This window comes from Pseudoclavibacter sp. RFBA6, assembly GCF_002931575.1.
GTDB classification, from domain to species: Bacteria; Actinomycetota; Actinomycetes; order Actinomycetales; family Microbacteriaceae; genus Pseudoclavibacter; species Pseudoclavibacter terrae.
This window is the reverse complement of sequence record NZ_PSUA01000003.1, coordinates 139,233-155,409: the sequence shown is the minus strand read 5'-3', so window position 1 is coordinate 155,409 and position 16,177 is coordinate 139,233. Positions and strand designations below refer to the sequence as shown.

Genomic DNA, 16,177 nt, shown 5'->3' with positions numbered 1-16,177 from the left:
GGACACGCCCCGACTTCTCCGCATCGCGCCGCCAGAAGGAGCCTCGCCAGTGAGCAGCCAGACCACCACCCCGTCTTCCGAAGCAGTTGGCCCGGACACCGTCGACAACGCGAAGGCGACTCCCGAGAAGGAGCAGCCGTACGGCGCCCTCGGACTGAAGCCTGACGAGTACGACAAGATCCGCGAGATCCTCGGCCGCCGCCCCACCTCGGGCGAGCTGGCCATGTACTCGGTCATGTGGTCGGAGCACTGCTCCTACAAGTCCTCGAAGAACTACCTGCGCCAGTTCGGCCAGAAGGTCTCCGACGAGATGAAGAAGAACCTCATGGTCGGCATGGGCGAGAACGCTGGCGTCATCGACGCCGGCGAGGGCTGGGCGGTGACCTTCAAGGTCGAGTCGCACAACCACCCGTCATACATCGAGCCGTTCCAGGGCGCCGCGACCGGTGTCGGCGGCATCGTCCGCGACATCATCTCGATGGGTGCCCGCCCGGTCGCAGTCATGGATGCGCTGCGATTCGGCGCCATCGACGAGGCCGACACTGCGCGGGTCGTGCACGGCGTCACGAGCGGCATCTCCTTCTACGGCAACTGCCTCGGCCTGCCGAACATCGGCGGCGAGACCTGGTTCGACAGCGTCTACCAGGCGAACCCGCTGGTGAACGCCCTCGCGGTCGGCGTGCTCCGCCACGAGGACCTGCACCTCGCGAACGCGCGCGGCGCCGGCAACAAGGTCGTGCTGTTCGGTGCTCGCACGGGTGGCGACGGCATCGGCGGTGCCTCCATCCTCGCCTCCGACTCGTTCGACGAGAAGGGCCCCACGAAGCGCCCCGCAGTCCAGGTCGGCGACCCGTTCGCCGAGAAGGTGCTCATCGAGTGCTGCCTCGAGCTGTTCCGCGAGAAGGTCGTCGAAGGTATCCAGGACCTCGGCGCCGCCGGCATCTCCTGCGCAACCAGCGAGCTCGCAGCCGCCGGCGACGGCGGCATGTACATCGAGCTCGACAAGGTGCTGCTGCGCGACCCGAACCTCACGGCTGAGGAGATCCTCATGTCGGAGAGCCAGGAGCGCATGATGGCGGTCGTGGCACCAGACAAGCTCGACGCGTTCATGGCGATCGTCGACAAGTGGGACGTCGAGACGAGCGTGCTCGGCGAGGTCACCGACACCGGTCGCCTCGTGATCAACTGGCGCGGCGTCGAGATCGTGAACGTCGACCCGCGCACCGTCGCGATCGACGGCCCCGTCTACGACCGTCCCGTCGCCTACCCGACGTGGATCGACGCGCTCCAGGCCGACTCCGCATCCGCGCTCCCCCGCCCCCAGTCGGGCGAGGAGCTCCGCGAGCAGCTGCTCGCCCTCATCTCGTCCGCGAACCTCGCGAACCCCGAGTGGATCACCCAGCAGTACGACCGCTACGTGCTCGGCAACACCGCCTTCGGTACGCCGGAGGACGCGGGCATGGTGCGCATCGACGAGGAGTCCGGGCTCGGGTTCGCGATCAGCCTCGACGCCAACGGCCGCTACGCGCAGCTCGACCCGTCCGCCGGCGCCAGGCTCGCGCTTGCCGAGGCGTACCGCAACGTCGCAGCCACGGGCGCACGCCCGGCCGCCGTCTCCGACTGCCTCAACTTCGGCAGCCCCGAGAACCCCGAGGTCATGTGGCAGTTCGCGCAGGCCGTCGAGGGCCTCGCCGACGCCTGCCTCGAGCTCGGCATTCCCGTCACGGGCGGCAACGTGTCGTTCTACAACCAGACCGGTGATGTGCCCATCCACCCGACGCCCGTCGTCGCCGTGCTCGGCCTCATCGACGACGTGGCCCGCCGCGTCCCGTCCGGCTGGCAGGAGGAGGGCGACAACCTGTACCTCCTCGGCACGACGCTCGAAGAGCTGTCCGGTTCCGTCTGGGCGGACGTCGTGCACGGGCACCTCGGCGGCCTGCCCCCGCAGGTCGACCTCGAGCGCGAGAAGGCGCTCGCCGACCTCGTCATCGGCGCCGGCCAGCAGGGCCTCCTCACCTCGGCGCACGACCTCTCCGAGGGTGGCCTCGCAGCGGCGATCGTCGAGTCGTCGACCCGCTTCGGCGTCGGCGCGCGCATCGTGCTCGACGGTCTCATGCAGAAGGAGGGGGTGGATGCGGCTACCGCACTGTTCAGCGAGTCGGCCGGCCGCATCCTCGTCTCCGTCCCGCACGACGATGACGTGCGCTTCCAGGCGATGTGCGAGGCGCGTGACTTCCCCGTCACCCGTGTCGGCGTGAGCGACGGCATGGGTGCCGACGCGAAGCTCGAGGTCCAGGGCCTCTTCGAGTTCACGCTCGCCGAGCTCTCCGAGGCGCGGGGCGCGACGCTGCCGAAGCGCTTCGGCGACGTCGTCGGACCGAACTCCGCGCCGATCTCCGCCGCCGTCGCGGCCGCGATCTCCTAAGGGCCGCCGCGCTGTGAGTCTCGGGATGGGTTCCTCGCTTCGGGATGGGTTGTTTCCCATCCCGAAGCGAGGAACCCATCCCGAAACTGTTGGTGCGGCCGAGGTCTTCGCGAGCATCCTTGCGTCAGCCACGTCCGCGGGCTTCGCGCTCGACAACGGGCAGCGGATGGTCGCCGTGCGGCTCGCAGGCCTCGGCGCGCAGATCGTCGGGCGCGACTCAGTCGCCGACGCCGAAGCGGATGCTGACGCTGACGCCGACGCCGATCACGCCACCGCAGTCGCAGAGGCGTCCGACGCTCCCCGTGGCCTCTACTTGTGGGGGCCGGCGGGCCGCGGCAAGTCGTGGCTCCTCGACGCGTTCTACGATGCCGTCCCGATGGAGCGGAAGCTGCGCGTGCACTTCCACTCGTTCTTCAACGAGCTGCACTCGCGCATCTTCGCGAACCGGGGCTCGGACGCCGTCTTCTCGAATGCGGTGGAAGAGCTCATCGGCGATGCTCGCCTGCTGCTGTTCGACGAGTTCCATGTGCACGACCCCGGGCATGCCACACTGCTCACCGGTCTGCTGCGTTTCGCCCTCGAGCGCGACATCACGGTCGTCGCGACCTCGAACTACCCGCCGCAGGGTCTCCTCCCGAGCCCCGTCTACCACCACATCTTCGAACCCGGCATCGAGCTCATCGAGCGTGAGCTCGACGTCGTCGAGCTTCCCGGGGAGGTCGACTACCGGCGCTCGCGAGTCGAAGCTGTCGAGCGCCGCGGATTCGCGACCGGCTCGTGGCGGCACGTGCCCAGCGCGTCCGCATCCGAGCGGCCGTCGCCGGCCGAGGCGACGTCGCTCGAGCTCGGCGGGCGCACCTTCGAGGTGACGGCCGCGCGCCGCCGTGAGCTGTGGGCGACGTTCGCGGAGCTGTTCGTCGTGAAGACGTCGTCGCTCGAGTACCTGCAGTGGGCGCGCGACTTCGACACGTGGCACGTGCTCGACGTGCCCCTGCTCGCATCCGTCGGTCGCGACCCGCAGCAGCGCTTCGTGAACGCCGTCGACGTGCTCGTCGACTACGACATCGAAGCGCACTTCCACGCGGATGCGTCGTTCGACGAGTTCGTCGCCGCCGCGGCGGGCCGCGCGGATGCGTTCCGCATGGTCAGCCGCCTCCACCTCCTGGAGCGCTGACGCCCGGCATTCGGCCGACGCCGCCCCGTCGCGAATCACGATTCGATGCCAGGCATGCGAGGTGCACCTCGCATTCACTAGGCTCGTCGGGCAAGCAGAGCGCTTGTCGTCGCACGCGCACCCGCTCACGACGCTCTTGGGGGATTCTCAATGACGACATCCACGACAACCGAGGTCAAGCCTCGCGAGCAATGGACCGGCCAGACCGGGTTCATCCTCGCCGCCATCGGCTCCGCCGTCGGCCTCGGCAATATCTGGCGCTTCCCTGGGGTCGCGTATGAGAACGGCGGGGGCGCGTTCCTCATCCCGTACCTCGTCGCACTCATCACCGCGGGCATTCCGATCCTCTTCCTCGACTACGCGATCGGGCACCGGATGCGCGGGGCCGCACCGACCGCCTTCCGTCGCGTTGCGAAGTGGATGGAGAGCCTCGGCTGGTTCCAGGTGTTCATCTGCTTCGTGATCGGCCTGTACTACACGGCGATCATCGCCTGGGCGCTGAGCTTCTTCGTGCTCTCGTTCAACCTCGGCTGGGGCGACGACCCGGCCGCGTTCTTCACCGGTGACTTCCTGCAGCTCAGCGACCCCGGGGTCTCGATGCAGTTCGTGCCCTCGGTCCTGATCCCGCTCGTCGCCGTCTGGGGAGTGACGATCTTCGTGCTCGCGGCGGGTATCGCGAAGGGTGTCGAACGCACGAACTTCATCTTCCTGCCGCTGCTGCTCATCTCGTTCCTCATCCTCGTGGTCCGCGCGCTCTTCCTCGACGGTGCCGCGGATGGGCTCAACGCGTTGTTCACGCCCGACTGGGTCGCGCTCGGCGACCCGAGCGTCTGGATCGCCGCGTACAGCCAGATCTTCTTCTCGCTGTCCATCGCCTACGGCATCATGGTCACCTACTCGTCCTACCGCAACCGTCGCTCGAACATGACGTCACCCGGACTCGTCGTCGCCTTCTCGAACTCGTCGTTCGAGATCCTGGCGGGCATCGGCGTCTTCGCGACGCTCGGATTCATGGCGCACCAGCAAAACGTCGCGGTGGGCGAGCTGGAGGGGCTGACCGGCCCCATTCTGTCGTTCGTGACCTTCCCCGCCATCATCTCGGAGATGCCCGGGGGGCAGATCTTCGGGGCGCTGTTCTTCGGGTCGCTCGTCATGGCGGGATTCACGTCCCTGCTGTCGATCCTGCAGGTCGTCTCGTCAGCCTTCCAGGACAAGTTCGGCTGGTCGCCCCGCAAGGCGGCGGTCATCCTCGGCAGCGTGAGCGCCGTCATCTCGATCCTCCTCTTCTCGACGACGACGGGCCTCATCGCCCTGGACACGGTCGACATGTGGACGAACAACATCGGCATCATCGCGTCCGCCATCGCCACCTGCGTCGGCGTCATCTGGGTCGCCCGCCGCGGCGAGGAGATGCGCCTGCATCTCAACTCCGTGTCGACGTTCCAGGTCGGCAAGTGGTGGCTCGTGTTGACCGGAATCATCGCGCCGGTCGTGCTCACCTACATGCTCATCGAACAGATCAGGACGCTCATCGTCGACGGCTACGAGGGGTACCCGCTCTGGTACATCGGCGTCTTCGGCTGGGGCGCGGTGCTCGTCATGCTGCTCGCGAGCGCGCTCATGACGTTGATCCGCTGGCGCAACAGCCCAGACAAGTTCACCGCCTGGCCGACGTCGGCTGAGCTGCGCGAGAAGGAGACGGTCCGATGACCCCAGAAGCCATCACGATGCTCATCGTCGCGATCGGGATCGTGTGGGGCGGATGCGCAGCCTCCGTCATCGCGCTCCGTCGGCACCCGGAGCGCGCCGACTACCCGGCGGGTGGCCACGACGACGGCCGAGCGGAACACGCCCCGGTCACACACGACACCTGATCGGTGAACCTCGGTCCATCTCAGCACCGACGGAACCCCGCCCGCGAGTCTCTCGCGGGCGGGGTTCTCCTTGCACGACCGCGCCGCGTCAGCCCTGCATCTTGCGCTGCCAGACGCCGAAGCGGTTGCCGAGCGGGTCGCGGAGGTGCGCGAACTTGATGGTGCCGTTATCGACCAGCGGGATGACGGTCTCCGCGCCGTTGGCAGCCGCCTGCTCGAGCTTCGCCTCGATGTGGTCGACCTCGACGTAGAAGACCGCCCAGCTGCCCCCGCCGACGGTGTTCGAATCCCAGAGCCCGCCGCCGTTGCCGGCGCCGTCGACCATCCCGTAGCCACCCGGCTCGAGCGAGCCGAACGTCCAGCCGAAGGTGTCGCCGTAGAAGGCCTTCATGGCCTCCGGATCGGTGGTGCCGATCTCGAAGTAGTTCACAGTGTTCGACATGGTCGTTGTCCTCTCGTTCGGATCCACCGCCGCGCCCCTGCGCCGCGGCGCCGGCCTCTGCGCCGGTGATCCGATCGTGAGGTCTCACACAGTGTGAGAGTCAAACCGCGATCGGCACGTTCACCTCGGTGACCCAGTTCTCGGGGTTCGGGTCGCGGCCGGGGCCGTGCACGTAGACATTGAAGATCGGCCCGACTCTCGTGCGCTGCTGATCGGCAACCCAGGCACCCGCGGTGGCAGTCGCCTCGCTGATCGTCTCGAAACCGCCCCGATGTGTGACCGTCGCGACGCGCTGCTCGGGAAGCTCGACGACCTCATACCCATCGGGTACGGAGGCGCCGCGGTACTCGCGCCAGATCGCCATCTCGACGTCGGCATCGCGGTACTCGTCGTCGAAGTAGGTTGCACCACCCAGGTCGCCGAAGGCCTCCGGGTTGCGGGAGGTGAGTTCGGCGACCGGGCCGCGGAAGTTGACCCAGAGCGCCCCCTCAGACGGGTAGTCGGCGACGGTCCGCCGCAGGTAGAGCACGCGCAACGCCGGGAACGTGCGCTCGACGACGTCCAGCCGCCGCGCTCGCGCCTCGAGCTCCCCGAGCAGGTTCACTGCGAGTGCCTGCTGCTCGGCCACCCGCTGCGCCTCCGCCTTCAGCTCCTCGAGGTGCGACTGCAGTCGAACTCGCAGCACGTCGGGAGACTCGAAGAGCGGCAGGAGCTCAGCGATCGCCGGGATGCCGCAGCCCGCGTCGCGCAGCATCCGCACCCGTCCTGCATCTTGAAGTTGCCCGGGTGCGTAGCGTCGGTACCCGCTGAACTCGTCGATTTCGGCTGGTGCCAGCACTCCTCGATCCGCGTAGTGCCGCAGCATCCGCACGCTCAGGCCTGAGTAGCGCGAGAACTCGCCGATGCTCATCAGGGTTCCGGGAAGCTCACGGTTCATGCGCCAAGTCTGGCATCGGGTTCCGTCTGCCGCCGATCACTGTCCAACATCAGTGCGATATCTGGCGCTCGGCCCGGTTTCTGCCCCGGATGGGCCAAATCTGCACTCATGTTGGACACGGATCGCGGGTAGTCGCACCCGCTGCCGCCCAGGAAGAGTTCGCCACCGCCGCACCAGCGTCCGTAGCCCTCGCCCTTCGGCCGACATCCGTGACGAACGCCCCGCGGACGTGGCTTTCGGGGCTGGAAGCGCCCATCCATCACGCGAATTGGTCAGGCTCCCGCCGCCCCTGGGGGCGACGATCTCGCCGCGCGGCTGCGACGCGCTGCCGACGTGCGTCCTACTTCCGGGCGGTCTGCGCGGCCCGGGCCGCCTCGCGCCTGAGGTCGCGCGCGGCGTCGGCCGCTGCGGCCTCCTCAGGTGTTGGCGCGGTACCGCCCAGCACGCGCGGCTGCCACCACTTGCCGGTGCCGTCTTCGGGGTAGCTCGCCTGCAGCTCCCCGAGCAGCTCCTCCATGGTCGACTTCAACGCAGCTGTGGCGGTCGCGGGGTCGTCGTCAGGGGCCACGTGGATGGGGGCGCCGAAGGAGTAGTGGACGGGGATGCCGAAGCGCTCCCTCATCCTGATCTTGCGGTTCTTGGTGAGCAGCCGGTGCCCGCCCCACACGGCCACCGGGATGACCGGCACTCCGGCCTGCGCCGCGAGGCGCACCGCCCCGGTCTTGAAATCGCGGATCGTGAACGACGCGCTGACGCCCGCTTCCGGGAACACTCCGATCAGCTCTCCGTCGCGCAGTGCGTCAGCGGCCTCGGCGAAGGCGTCGGCACCCGCCTTCATGTTCACGGGGATGTGCCGCATGCTGCGCATGAGCCGGCCGACGATTGGCTTCTGGAAGACGCTCTGCTTCGCCATGAAGCGGATGCGGCGGCGGTTGTGCAGCCATGTCGCGCATTCGACGAGTGCGAACTCGAGGTAGCCGAAGTGGGTCATCGCGATGACCGCGCCGCCCGTGTCGGGGATGTGCTGCCCGCCGCGAACGGTGTGGCGAACGCGGAGCGCTGCGAACACTGTTCGACCGACCCCGATGGCAAATGAGTAGACGGGTTCGCGAGTCATGGGGGCTCCCTGGTCCAGGTGTGGGATGCCACCTTATTCGCGGCACCTGGGACGATTTCTGCACGCGCGCGGGGCCGGATCCGCTCCCCGCATCCGGCCCTTGCCAGTTGCTCTGCGCGGGTGCGATACTTGCCTCACTGCACGTTCGTACGATTCATAGTGCAACTTTGTGCATTTATCCGCTAGGAGCAACTGACAATGGCTGTCCCCATCCCTGTACGGAGCCCGTTTCTCATCGTCAACCCGAAGGCTTACCTGACGGGCAGCGAGCTCATGAGATTGGCCCACCTCACCGACGAGCTGGCCGGAGACTTCGACATCGACGTCGTCTTCACCGCGCAGCACATCGACCTTCGGTCAGTCGTGGCCGAGACGACGAATCTCTGCGTCACGGCGCAGCACGTCGACCCGATCGTGCCAGGCCGCGGCATGGGGCACATCCTCGCCGAAGGCCTCGCGGAGGCCGGAGTCAAGGCCGTCGTGCTCAACCACGCCGAGCATCCCCTCACCTTGGCCGACCTCGACCGGGCGATGCGCCGTTGCGAAGAGGTCGGTCTTGCAACCATCGTCTGCGCCGACTCCGACCTCCAGTGCCGGGCCGTCGCCGACCTCGACCCGTCCGGCATGATCTGCGAGCCCACCGCCAACATCGGCACAGGGCAGATGGATGCGGGCGACTACATCGAGCGCACGACCCAGATCGTGAAGAACGTCGACCCGGCGATCCTCGTCGTGCAGGCAGCCGGCGTCAGCCGCGGCGCCGACATCACGCGAGTCCTGCAACAGGGCGCGGACTGCTCCGGCGGAACGAGCGGCATCATCAAGCACCCCGACTGGCGCGAGATCCTCACCGAGATGTTCCAGGCGCTCGCCGACCACCGAGACGCTCAGGCGACGGGTACCGCCGCATCCACAACCGCCCCGGCCAACTAACGCCCGCTCCCTCAGAGAAGAGACCCGCACATGCTCATCGGACTCGACGAAGCGCTCCGCTACGCACAGAAGAACAACATCGCCATCGCGGCGGTCAACACCCCCTACTTCGAGGGGCTGCTCGGCACGATCGCCGCCGCCGAGAAGGCCGGAGTTCCCGTCATCCTGCAGCACGCGCAGGTGCACGAGAGCACCCTCTCCATCGACGACATCGGCCCGGCCATGTTGGCCCTCGCGACCCGCAGCGAGGCGCCGTTCGTGCTGCACGTCGACCACGGCGAGGACATCGACTACATCGCGCGTGGCCTCGACATCGGGTTCAACTCGGTCATGATCGACGGATCCACCCTCCCCTACGAGGAGAACGTCACCCGCACGACCGAAGTCGTGAAGCTCGCGAAGGCGCGCGGCGTCGGCGTCGAGGGCGAGCTCGGCGTCATGACCGGCAACGAGAACGGCGACCCCAGCCAGGGCATCGCCGACGAGACCCTCTACACCGAGCCAGCGCAGGCGAAGGAGTTCGTCGAGCGCACCGGCGTGACCGCGCTCGCCGCCTCATTCGGCACGGTGCACGGCATGTACCACCAGGAGCCGAAGCTCAACTACGCGCTCATCGAGCAGCTGCGCGACGCGACAGGCGTGCCCATCGTCATGCACGGCGGCTCCGGCCTCAGCCTCGACGAGTACCACCAGTCCATCACCCGCGGCGTCCGCAAGATCAACTACTACACGTACGCGGCGAAGGCAGCACTGGATGCGGCACTCCGGGCCGCCGAGCAGCCCAACACGATGCTGTTCCCCAAGGTCGCGAAAGCCGTCTCGGCGCAGGTCGAAGGCGACGTCGCCGAGTTCATCCAGGCGCTCCGACCCGGCGCCTGAGCGTCGGCAGCCGATTCCCCCGGCCAACTCCCCACTGACACCCGTCCGTGCGCCGAAGCACGCGCATCCACGACCACGAAGGAACACCGATGACCGTCACCCAGACCACCCTCCAGCTGCAGTCGCACGGGGGCACCCCCAGCTACATCGACGTCACGGCAGAGGTGAAGGAGGCGATCACCGCGAGCGGCATCACGGCCGGCACGGTCACCGTCATCTCGCCCCATACGACGTGCGCCGTGTTCTTCGAGGAGTTCGTGCACGACCGCCTCGAGGACGGCACGGAGTTCCTGCAGGCCGACCTCGATGATGTCCTCGAGCGCATCGCCCCAAACCAGACCGCTGTGCCGCCCGAGGGCGAGTACCGGTACCCGGGGCCGGAGCACTACGCCGACGTGGAGTCGTGGCCGGATGCCGAGGTGTACCTGCCCGGTGGCGACAAGACGGCGCTACTCAACGCGGAAGCGCACATCAAGGCAACGATCCTCGGGTCGAGCGAGGTGTTCGCGGTCATCGACGGCAAGTTGGGCGTCGGCGTCACCGGCTACATCTACTTCGTCGACTTCGACCGCACCCGCGCCCGCGCCCGCAAGTGCCAGGTCGTCGTCATGGGCGAGTAGGTCGCCGGCTTCCTCGATCCTGAACGCCGCCAACGCCGTCGGCGCACCGACACCGCCGGTCGGCCGTGACGCTGATCCCCCATCAGCGTCGCGGCCGGCCGGCGGTGTTCTACGTCCTGGGCTTTTGGCTCTGGCCTCTGGGCTCCGCCACGAGTCCCGACTCCGCACGACTGCGCCGACTGCGCAGCCTGCGCGTTGAACGCGGCCAGCCAAATGGCCCGAAAGCTCGCGCGAGAAGGGCCACATCACTGGCAGTGATGACAGCCACGCCGCAGCAAAGGGCCATTTGCCTGGCAGCGTTCGCACCGAGCCCGGGACCGCAACCACCAGCATTGATCGACCCGGCGGCAGCGGCAGTGGCAGCAGCGGCAGCGCAGCAGCAGCGGCAGCGGCGGCAGCGCAGCAGCAGCGGCAGCGGCGGCAGCGCAGCAGCAGCGGCAGCGCAGCAGCGGCGGCACCGCGCGGCGGCGGGTCGGCTAGACGAGGTCCACGAGGGCGCGGGCGAGATCTTCGTCGAGGATGACGCTGTCGAGGGCACCCGTGTGCAGCGAGCCCGCGACCCCTGGGGCCTTCTCGGCGCCGGCCGCGAAGCCGACGACTTCGGGAATGGCGGCGAGCTGCTCGAGGGTGATGCCGATGACGCGCTCGGAGACGGGCGATCCGAGGGCGCGGCCGGATGCGTCGAAGAAGCGACCGCAGATGTCGCCGACCGGCTGCTGCGCGTCGAGGTCGGCGCGCTCGTCGTCGCTGAGGCGCATAGCGGAGACGATGTGCCGCGACGCGTGGAGGCCGTACGAGCCGATGCCGACGAACGCGAGCTGCACATCCGTCGCGCGCTTGATGGCGGACGAGATCGACGACTCGCGGGTGAGTGCGGCCCAGGTCTGCGGCGACTCGACGACGGCGGGCGATTCGAAGCGGAACGCCTTCGCACCCGATTTCTGCGACAGGCGCTCGAGGGCGGTGTTCCCGGCGGGCCCGGAGTCGAAGGGCATGCCGCCGACCAGCGGGCAGAGAGTCAGCGCGCGCCCCGTGGACTCGACGTGGATCTGCTCGACGAACGCGTCGATCGACTTGCCCCAGCTGAGCCCCACGGAGCCGACGGATGGCACTCGTTCCGCGAAGTAGTCGGCCGCCGCACCCGCCACCACGTCGAGCGGATGCCGTCCCGGGAGGTTCGCGACGACGACGGCGGCGGCGACGCCGAACGCATCCACGATCTGCTGCTCGAGCTCGCTCACGCGGCCGACGACGTGCGGGTCGTGGATGCGGATCTCGACGATGCCCTGGTCCCGGGCCGCCGAGAGGATGCGGGAGACGCTCGCGCGGGAGACGCCGAGGGCGCTCGCGACGTCGCTCTGGGAGAGCCCGTCGAGGTAGTAGAGGCGCGCTGCTCGGACGAGGGTCTCGGCGTTGCGAGGTGCTGGCATCCCGTCTGCTCCTTCGTCGTGGTGCGGCGGCGGCGGTGGATGTTGCGTGCGGGCGAGGCCCTGGACGACCGCGGCTCCCGAACCGTGCGTCCGCACTGCTCGGGAGCCGTTCCGGTACCGCACGCGAGGCGCGGCACCGGTGGTCCGGTTCACATGATCCTACCGAGCGGCAACCGCGCGGCAGGATGAGGAGGCCCTCAGACGCCGATGACTCCGGCGGCGACGAGCGAGTCCTGCAGGCGGCGCATGGCGATGAGCGGGCGGGTCTCGTCGAGCTCGACGTCGTCGTAGGAGACGATCTCGCCCGCCTTGATGTCGCGCTTCAGGATGCCGCCGGAGATGAGGCCGATCGGGATGGAGTTGTTGGCGCGAGCCTCGTCGGCGTCGACGGCCCAGCCGTGCACGTGGTGCCCACCCATGCCCTCGAGCTTCGTGCCGGCGGCGAGGTCGAACTTCGCCTTGGAGGCGACCTCGGTGCGCCAGGTGATGGTCTGGAAGTCGGCGCGGCGTTCGAGCACGGCCTCGCTGATCGAGAGGATCGCCTCGACGGATGCGAGGTGGTAGGGCCGGTAGAGGGCGTAGTAGGGCCCCTTGCCGAGCTTCAGGTAGTCGAGCTCGTGCGTGACCACGTCGTCTTCCGACTTCACGACGACGAAGACGCCTGGTGCGACGTCACCCTCGACGGTGTACTCGACGGCCGGGGTGGAGGTGAGCACGCCGCCGTCCTCGACGGGGATGAGGGTCGTCGCGAGGGTCGCGATGTCGGCGGCGGGGCCGTGCATGCCCGGCTTGTTGACGGGGAAGCCGGTGGCGTTCGACAGCGACGCCATCTCGATCTGCGTCTTGGTGCCGTCGGTGAACTCGCACAGGATGCGCGGGTTCATGTTCTTCGCCTTCGCCTCTTCCATGACGTCTTCCGGCACGTCGGTGGGGCGGTTGGGGTTGTTCTTGCCCTTGCCCGCTGCGACGACGGTGAGGCCGAGGTCGGTGGCGTGCTCGACGAGCTTGAGCGCTTCGACGGGCTCGTCGCCGCGGCAGATCGTGTAGACCTGCTCGCCGGCGTTGGCGATGCTCGCGAGGAACAGGCCGACGGTCACGTCGGCCTCGACGGTCATGAGGGCGACGTCCTTCTTGCCGAGGAGCGACGCGTAGGCGACCTGCGCGGCGATCTCGGTGACGCCGGACACCTCGAGGACCACGTCCACTGGCAGCTTCGGGATGAGGAGGCCGTCGTTGATGACGACGGGGCGGCGGGCCTCGATGTGCTCGGCGACGACGGCGAGGTCGTTCTCGACCTGCACATCGGTGCGACCGGCCCGGGTGTACGCATCCACTCCGCGCTCGACGGCGATGTCCGCGACGACGGCGACTTCCATGCCCTTGGCGCGTTCGATCTGGGCGATGAGGCCTGAGCCCATCTGACCTGCCCCCACCACGCCGACGCGGATGGGTCGGCCGAGTTCGGCTTCGCGCTGGATGAGGCGCTGCGTGTAGTTCATGTGCGTTCCTTTTGTGCGTGGTTCGTGGGCCTGGTGGCTGGTGCGGGCTAGTTGCTGACGCGGGAGAGACCGGCGAATTGCTTCGGCGCCGCACCCTTGATGGCGGTGGGCTGACCGCGCTTGGCCTTGCCCTTCGCGGGCGGCAGCGGGACCTGCGCGCGCACCTGGTGGGGCAGCATGCTGATCGCCTGGCGCACGGCGGTTCCGAGGTGCTTGTGGCGGGCGGCCGCGCGGTCGAAGACCGTCTTCAGTGGCCCCTCGAGGTCGGGGGCTGGCTTCAGGCGACCGAAGACGCTGAAGCCGACGAGCGCGCGAGCCTCGACGACCTCGAGGGTCGTGGGGTCGACGAGCAGGACGACGATCGCGCCGCGGAAGGCGCCCTTGCCGCGTCCGCTCACGAGGTTGAGGTTCTTGCCCGCGTTGGCCTTCGCGATCTCGTTGACCTGGCGCATGTAGGCACGCATCTGCACGACCGACATGAGCATGCTCAAGACGAGTGCGAGCACGAGGACGGCGGGGAATCTCCAGTCCATGATCTAGGCCTCGTTCCGGCGCACGCTGACGGATGCGCCCTCGGTGGGGGTGGAGAGGGAGCCGGACGCCTGGATGGCGCCGGGGAGGAGCGCGGTGTCTTCCGCGTTCAGATAGAGCACAACGTGGCCGAGCTCCTGCAGGTTCGGGTTGGCGAGGTCGCCGACCGCGGTGACGGTCACGGCGTCGTCGCCGATCACGAACTCGTCACCCGCCTGAACGGGCACGAACTCTCCCGTGTGCCCCTTGTGCACGAGGCTGACCTCGGCGAGGGCGTCCGGCACGGGTTCTCCGAAGAGGATGTAGACGCCACCCTCGAACATGTCGTTCGCGTCGGGTCCGATGCGGGCGATTTCTGACTGCCAGATGGTCGTGGACACGTTGTGGTCCCTTTCTTGGTTCAGGTTCAGTGGATGCGCGGGCGGGCCGGCGTGCGGCCCGCCCGGCAGCACCTAGACGAGGAGGAAGGAGGCGAAGTAGGCGAGCACGACCGCGAGGGGTGACGTGATCTGCCTGGAGAAGAGCACGGCGGGAACACCGACCGCGACCGTCTCCGGCTCCGCCTCGCCGAGGGAGAGACCGACGGGGATGAAGTCGCAGCCGACCTGGCCGTTGACCGCGAAGAGCGTCGGCAGCGCGTACTGCACCGGCAGCGCACCGGCGGCGATCTGCGTGCCCATGAGCACGCCGACGACCTGTGCGATCGCGGCACCTGGGCCGAGGATCGGCGACAGGAACGGGAGGCCCGTGATGACGCCGAGAAGGATCAGGCCGATCGGGTTCGACGCGAGCGGCGACACCGCGTTGGCGATGAAGTCCGAAGCTCCCGTGTACGTGACGACTCCGATGAGGAGCGACACGTACGCCATGAACGGCAGGATCGTGTTGAGCGTCAGCTTGATCGCCTGGCGGCCCGAGGAGAGCAGCGTGTTGATGAAGTAGCCGATCGCGTTGCCGAACTTCACGACGAAGCCCGTGAATCCGCTTCCCTGAGCTGCGACCCTGGCGCGCGCATCCGCCTTGGCCTTCGCCGCGATCTCCTCGGGGCTCTGCGCCGGCTTCTCCTGCGCGGCGGCAGCGCCGGCCGCCGCGGTGGCGTCGGCGTCGAGCGAGATCACGTCGCGTGGCGCGACGTCGGAGACGAAGATGTCCTCGGTGATGAACTGGGCGAGCGGGCCGCCTGGTTCACCGGGGTACACGTCGACGGTCGGGATGCGCTTCTTCGGGTACACGCCGATGCGCGCGGTGCCGCCGCAGTTGATGACCGCGCAGAGCACGTTCGCGTCGGGAACGTTGTTCTTGAAGCCGTCGACCGCCTCGGCGCCCGTGAGCTCGGCGATCTTCTGCGCGACGGGGTGGATGCCGCCGCCCGTGACCGAGAGGACGATGTTCTTCTCGGCGTTCGGCACCAGGGTCAGGCCGTCGCCCCAGCCGCCGCGACCGCGGTTGACCTTGACGCCCTTGTAGTCGGCCGTGCCTGCTCCGCCGTTGTCGGCCGTGCCTGCGTTCGTGTTGTCAGCGTCTGTGCTCACAGGACACCACCTTCGGTCTTGGAGCCCTGGAGGTGGCCCTCGGCGTACATCTCGTCGAAGCGAGCGAACGTCGCCTCGTGGCCGCCGCGCTTGATGAGCACCTTCGTGATCCACTGCGTGGTTATGCCGCGGATGAAGATGACGACGATGCCGACCATGAAGTAGAGGGCGGCGAGGGTCGCGTACTTGTCGGGCGCGATGGAGAGGACTCCTGCGGAGATGCCGGTCCAGACGAACAGCTCACCCGCGTTGGCGTGCGGGAGGAACGCTGTGACGGGGTGCACGAAGGACACGGCGGAGTCGTAGAAGGCCGGCTTGTAGCGCTCCGGGAGGAAGCGGCCGAACGTGTACGCCATGGGGTTGGTCAGCATGATCACGGCGATGATCGGCATGACCGTGTAGCGCGTGATGGCGTACTTGCCTGCCCAGCGAACGGCGCGCGTGACGCGCTCTTCACCGATCCACGTGGTGACGGCGTACATTGCCGTGAGCAGCACGAGGAGCAGAGGGAGGATGCCGGTGATGAGACCCATGAGGCTCTCGGCGGAGGCATTGAAGAGGCCGATGAAGTTCTCGGCGATCCAGGTGATTACTTCCATGCCGGCTTCCCTCCCGACGTGTTCGCCGAGCTGTGCTCGGCGGTGCTGGCCGCGAGGGCGGCGAGCGGCGACTTAGACCGCATGTTCTGACTCCTTTGTCGGGGTGTGCACGAAGTTGCAAATAGATCTGATCGTTTGTGCACCTGCCGAAAGTGTAGGCACGAGTGCCCCCTCGCGCAAGAGGA

Annotated in this window: 16 protein-coding genes; 7 read left to right on the top strand and 9 right to left on the bottom strand. The window is 68.2% G+C overall.

From position 1 onward, the window contains the following. Positions 1-49: 49 nt before the first annotated feature. From purL to C5C17_RS01295, 4 genes are all read left to right on the top strand, one after another. Positions 50-2,425 (top strand): phosphoribosylformylglycinamidine synthase subunit PurL, encoded by a 2,376-nt coding sequence (gene purL, locus C5C17_RS01310; RefSeq protein ID WP_104251569.1) that lies wholly within the window; start codon positions 50-52, stop codon positions 2,423-2,425. A 25-nt stretch (positions 2,426-2,450) separates the two neighbouring features. Continuing rightward, positions 2,451-3,599, top strand: a complete 1,149-nt coding sequence (gene zapE / locus C5C17_RS01305) for a cell division protein ZapE (protein WP_104251568.1) — start codon at positions 2,451-2,453, stop codon at positions 3,597-3,599. Positions 3,600-3,749: 150 nt separating this feature from the next. After that, on the top strand, positions 3,750-5,309 hold the full coding sequence (locus C5C17_RS01300; RefSeq protein ID WP_104251567.1) for a sodium-dependent transporter: 1,560 nt from the start codon (positions 3,750-3,752) through the stop codon (positions 5,307-5,309). Then, entirely contained in the window at positions 5,306-5,473 is a 168-nt protein-coding gene (locus tag C5C17_RS01295; protein WP_104251566.1) for a methionine/alanine import family NSS transporter small subunit, read from the top strand. The genes C5C17_RS01300 and C5C17_RS01295 overlap by 4 nt, the downstream gene beginning before the upstream one ends. Before the next feature lie 88 nt (positions 5,474-5,561). Here the strand turns inward: C5C17_RS01295 and C5C17_RS01290 are convergent, their stop codons facing one another. The 3 genes from C5C17_RS01290 to C5C17_RS01280 all read right to left on the bottom strand — a co-directional run bounded on the left by C5C17_RS01290 (position 5,562) and on the right by C5C17_RS01280 (position 7,969). Beyond that, on the bottom strand, positions 5,562-5,915 hold the full coding sequence (locus C5C17_RS01290) for a VOC family protein (RefSeq protein WP_104251565.1): 354 nt from the start codon (positions 5,913-5,915) through the stop codon (positions 5,562-5,564). Positions 5,916-6,015: 100 nt separating this feature from the next. After that, on the bottom strand, positions 6,016-6,852 hold the full coding sequence (locus tag C5C17_RS01285) for a GyrI-like domain-containing protein (protein ID WP_104251564.1): 837 nt from the start codon (positions 6,850-6,852) through the stop codon (positions 6,016-6,018). Positions 6,853-7,192: 340 nt separating this feature from the next. Next, the gene (locus C5C17_RS01280) at positions 7,193-7,969 is read right to left on the bottom strand and encodes a 1-acyl-sn-glycerol-3-phosphate acyltransferase (RefSeq protein WP_104251563.1); all 777 of its coding nucleotides are present in this window, start codon (positions 7,967-7,969) and stop codon (positions 7,193-7,195) included. A 198-nt stretch (positions 7,970-8,167) separates the two neighbouring features. On the opposite strand from C5C17_RS01280, the gene C5C17_RS01275 reads away from it, so the two are divergent. The 3 genes from C5C17_RS01275 to C5C17_RS01265 all read left to right on the top strand — a co-directional run bounded on the left by C5C17_RS01275 (position 8,168) and on the right by C5C17_RS01265 (position 10,401). Beyond that, positions 8,168-8,902 carry a triose-phosphate isomerase gene (locus tag C5C17_RS01275; RefSeq protein ID WP_104251562.1) on the top strand — a complete coding sequence of 245 codons (735 nt, stop codon included), beginning with the start codon at positions 8,168-8,170 and terminating at the stop codon, positions 8,900-8,902. A gap of 30 nt (positions 8,903-8,932) precedes the next feature. Then, a complete protein-coding gene (locus C5C17_RS01270) occupies positions 8,933-9,781 on the top strand; it encodes a class II fructose-bisphosphate aldolase (RefSeq protein WP_104251561.1) in 849 nt (282 codons plus the stop codon). A gap of 89 nt (positions 9,782-9,870) precedes the next feature. Next, positions 9,871-10,401 (top strand): YjbQ family protein, encoded by a 531-nt coding sequence (locus tag C5C17_RS01265; protein WP_104251560.1) that lies wholly within the window; start codon positions 9,871-9,873, stop codon positions 10,399-10,401. 476 nt (positions 10,402-10,877) lie between these two features. Here C5C17_RS01265 and C5C17_RS01260 read toward each other — a convergent pair whose 3' ends face one another. From C5C17_RS01260 to C5C17_RS01235, 6 genes are all read right to left on the bottom strand, one after another. Continuing rightward, positions 10,878-11,831 carry a sugar-binding transcriptional regulator gene (locus tag C5C17_RS01260; protein ID WP_104251559.1) on the bottom strand — a complete coding sequence of 318 codons (954 nt, stop codon included), beginning with the start codon at positions 11,829-11,831 and terminating at the stop codon, positions 10,878-10,880. Between the two features lie 197 nt (positions 11,832-12,028). Further along, on the bottom strand, positions 12,029-13,330 hold the full coding sequence (locus C5C17_RS01255) for an NAD(P)H-dependent oxidoreductase (RefSeq protein ID WP_104251558.1): 1,302 nt from the start codon (positions 13,328-13,330) through the stop codon (positions 12,029-12,031). Positions 13,331-13,377: 47 nt separating this feature from the next. Beyond that, positions 13,378-13,863: a transcriptional regulator GutM gene (locus C5C17_RS01250; RefSeq protein ID WP_104251557.1), complete on the bottom strand. Its 486-nt coding sequence runs from the start codon at positions 13,861-13,863 to the stop codon at positions 13,378-13,380. A 3-nt stretch (positions 13,864-13,866) separates the two neighbouring features. Continuing rightward, positions 13,867-14,241, bottom strand: coding sequence for a PTS glucitol/sorbitol transporter subunit IIA (locus tag C5C17_RS01245; RefSeq protein WP_104251556.1), 375 nt, complete (start codon positions 14,239-14,241; stop codon positions 13,867-13,869). Positions 14,242-14,313: 72 nt separating this feature from the next. Next, complete coding sequence (locus C5C17_RS01240) at positions 14,314-15,393, bottom strand: PTS glucitol/sorbitol transporter subunit IIB (RefSeq protein ID WP_104251555.1); 1,080 nt, start codon at positions 15,391-15,393, stop codon at positions 14,314-14,316. Further along, the gene (locus C5C17_RS01235) at positions 15,390-15,992 is read right to left on the bottom strand and encodes a PTS glucitol/sorbitol transporter subunit IIC (protein ID WP_104251554.1); all 603 of its coding nucleotides are present in this window, start codon (positions 15,990-15,992) and stop codon (positions 15,390-15,392) included. Before C5C17_RS01235 ends, C5C17_RS01240 begins: the two co-directional genes overlap by 4 nt. Positions 15,993-16,177 lie beyond the last annotated feature (185 nt).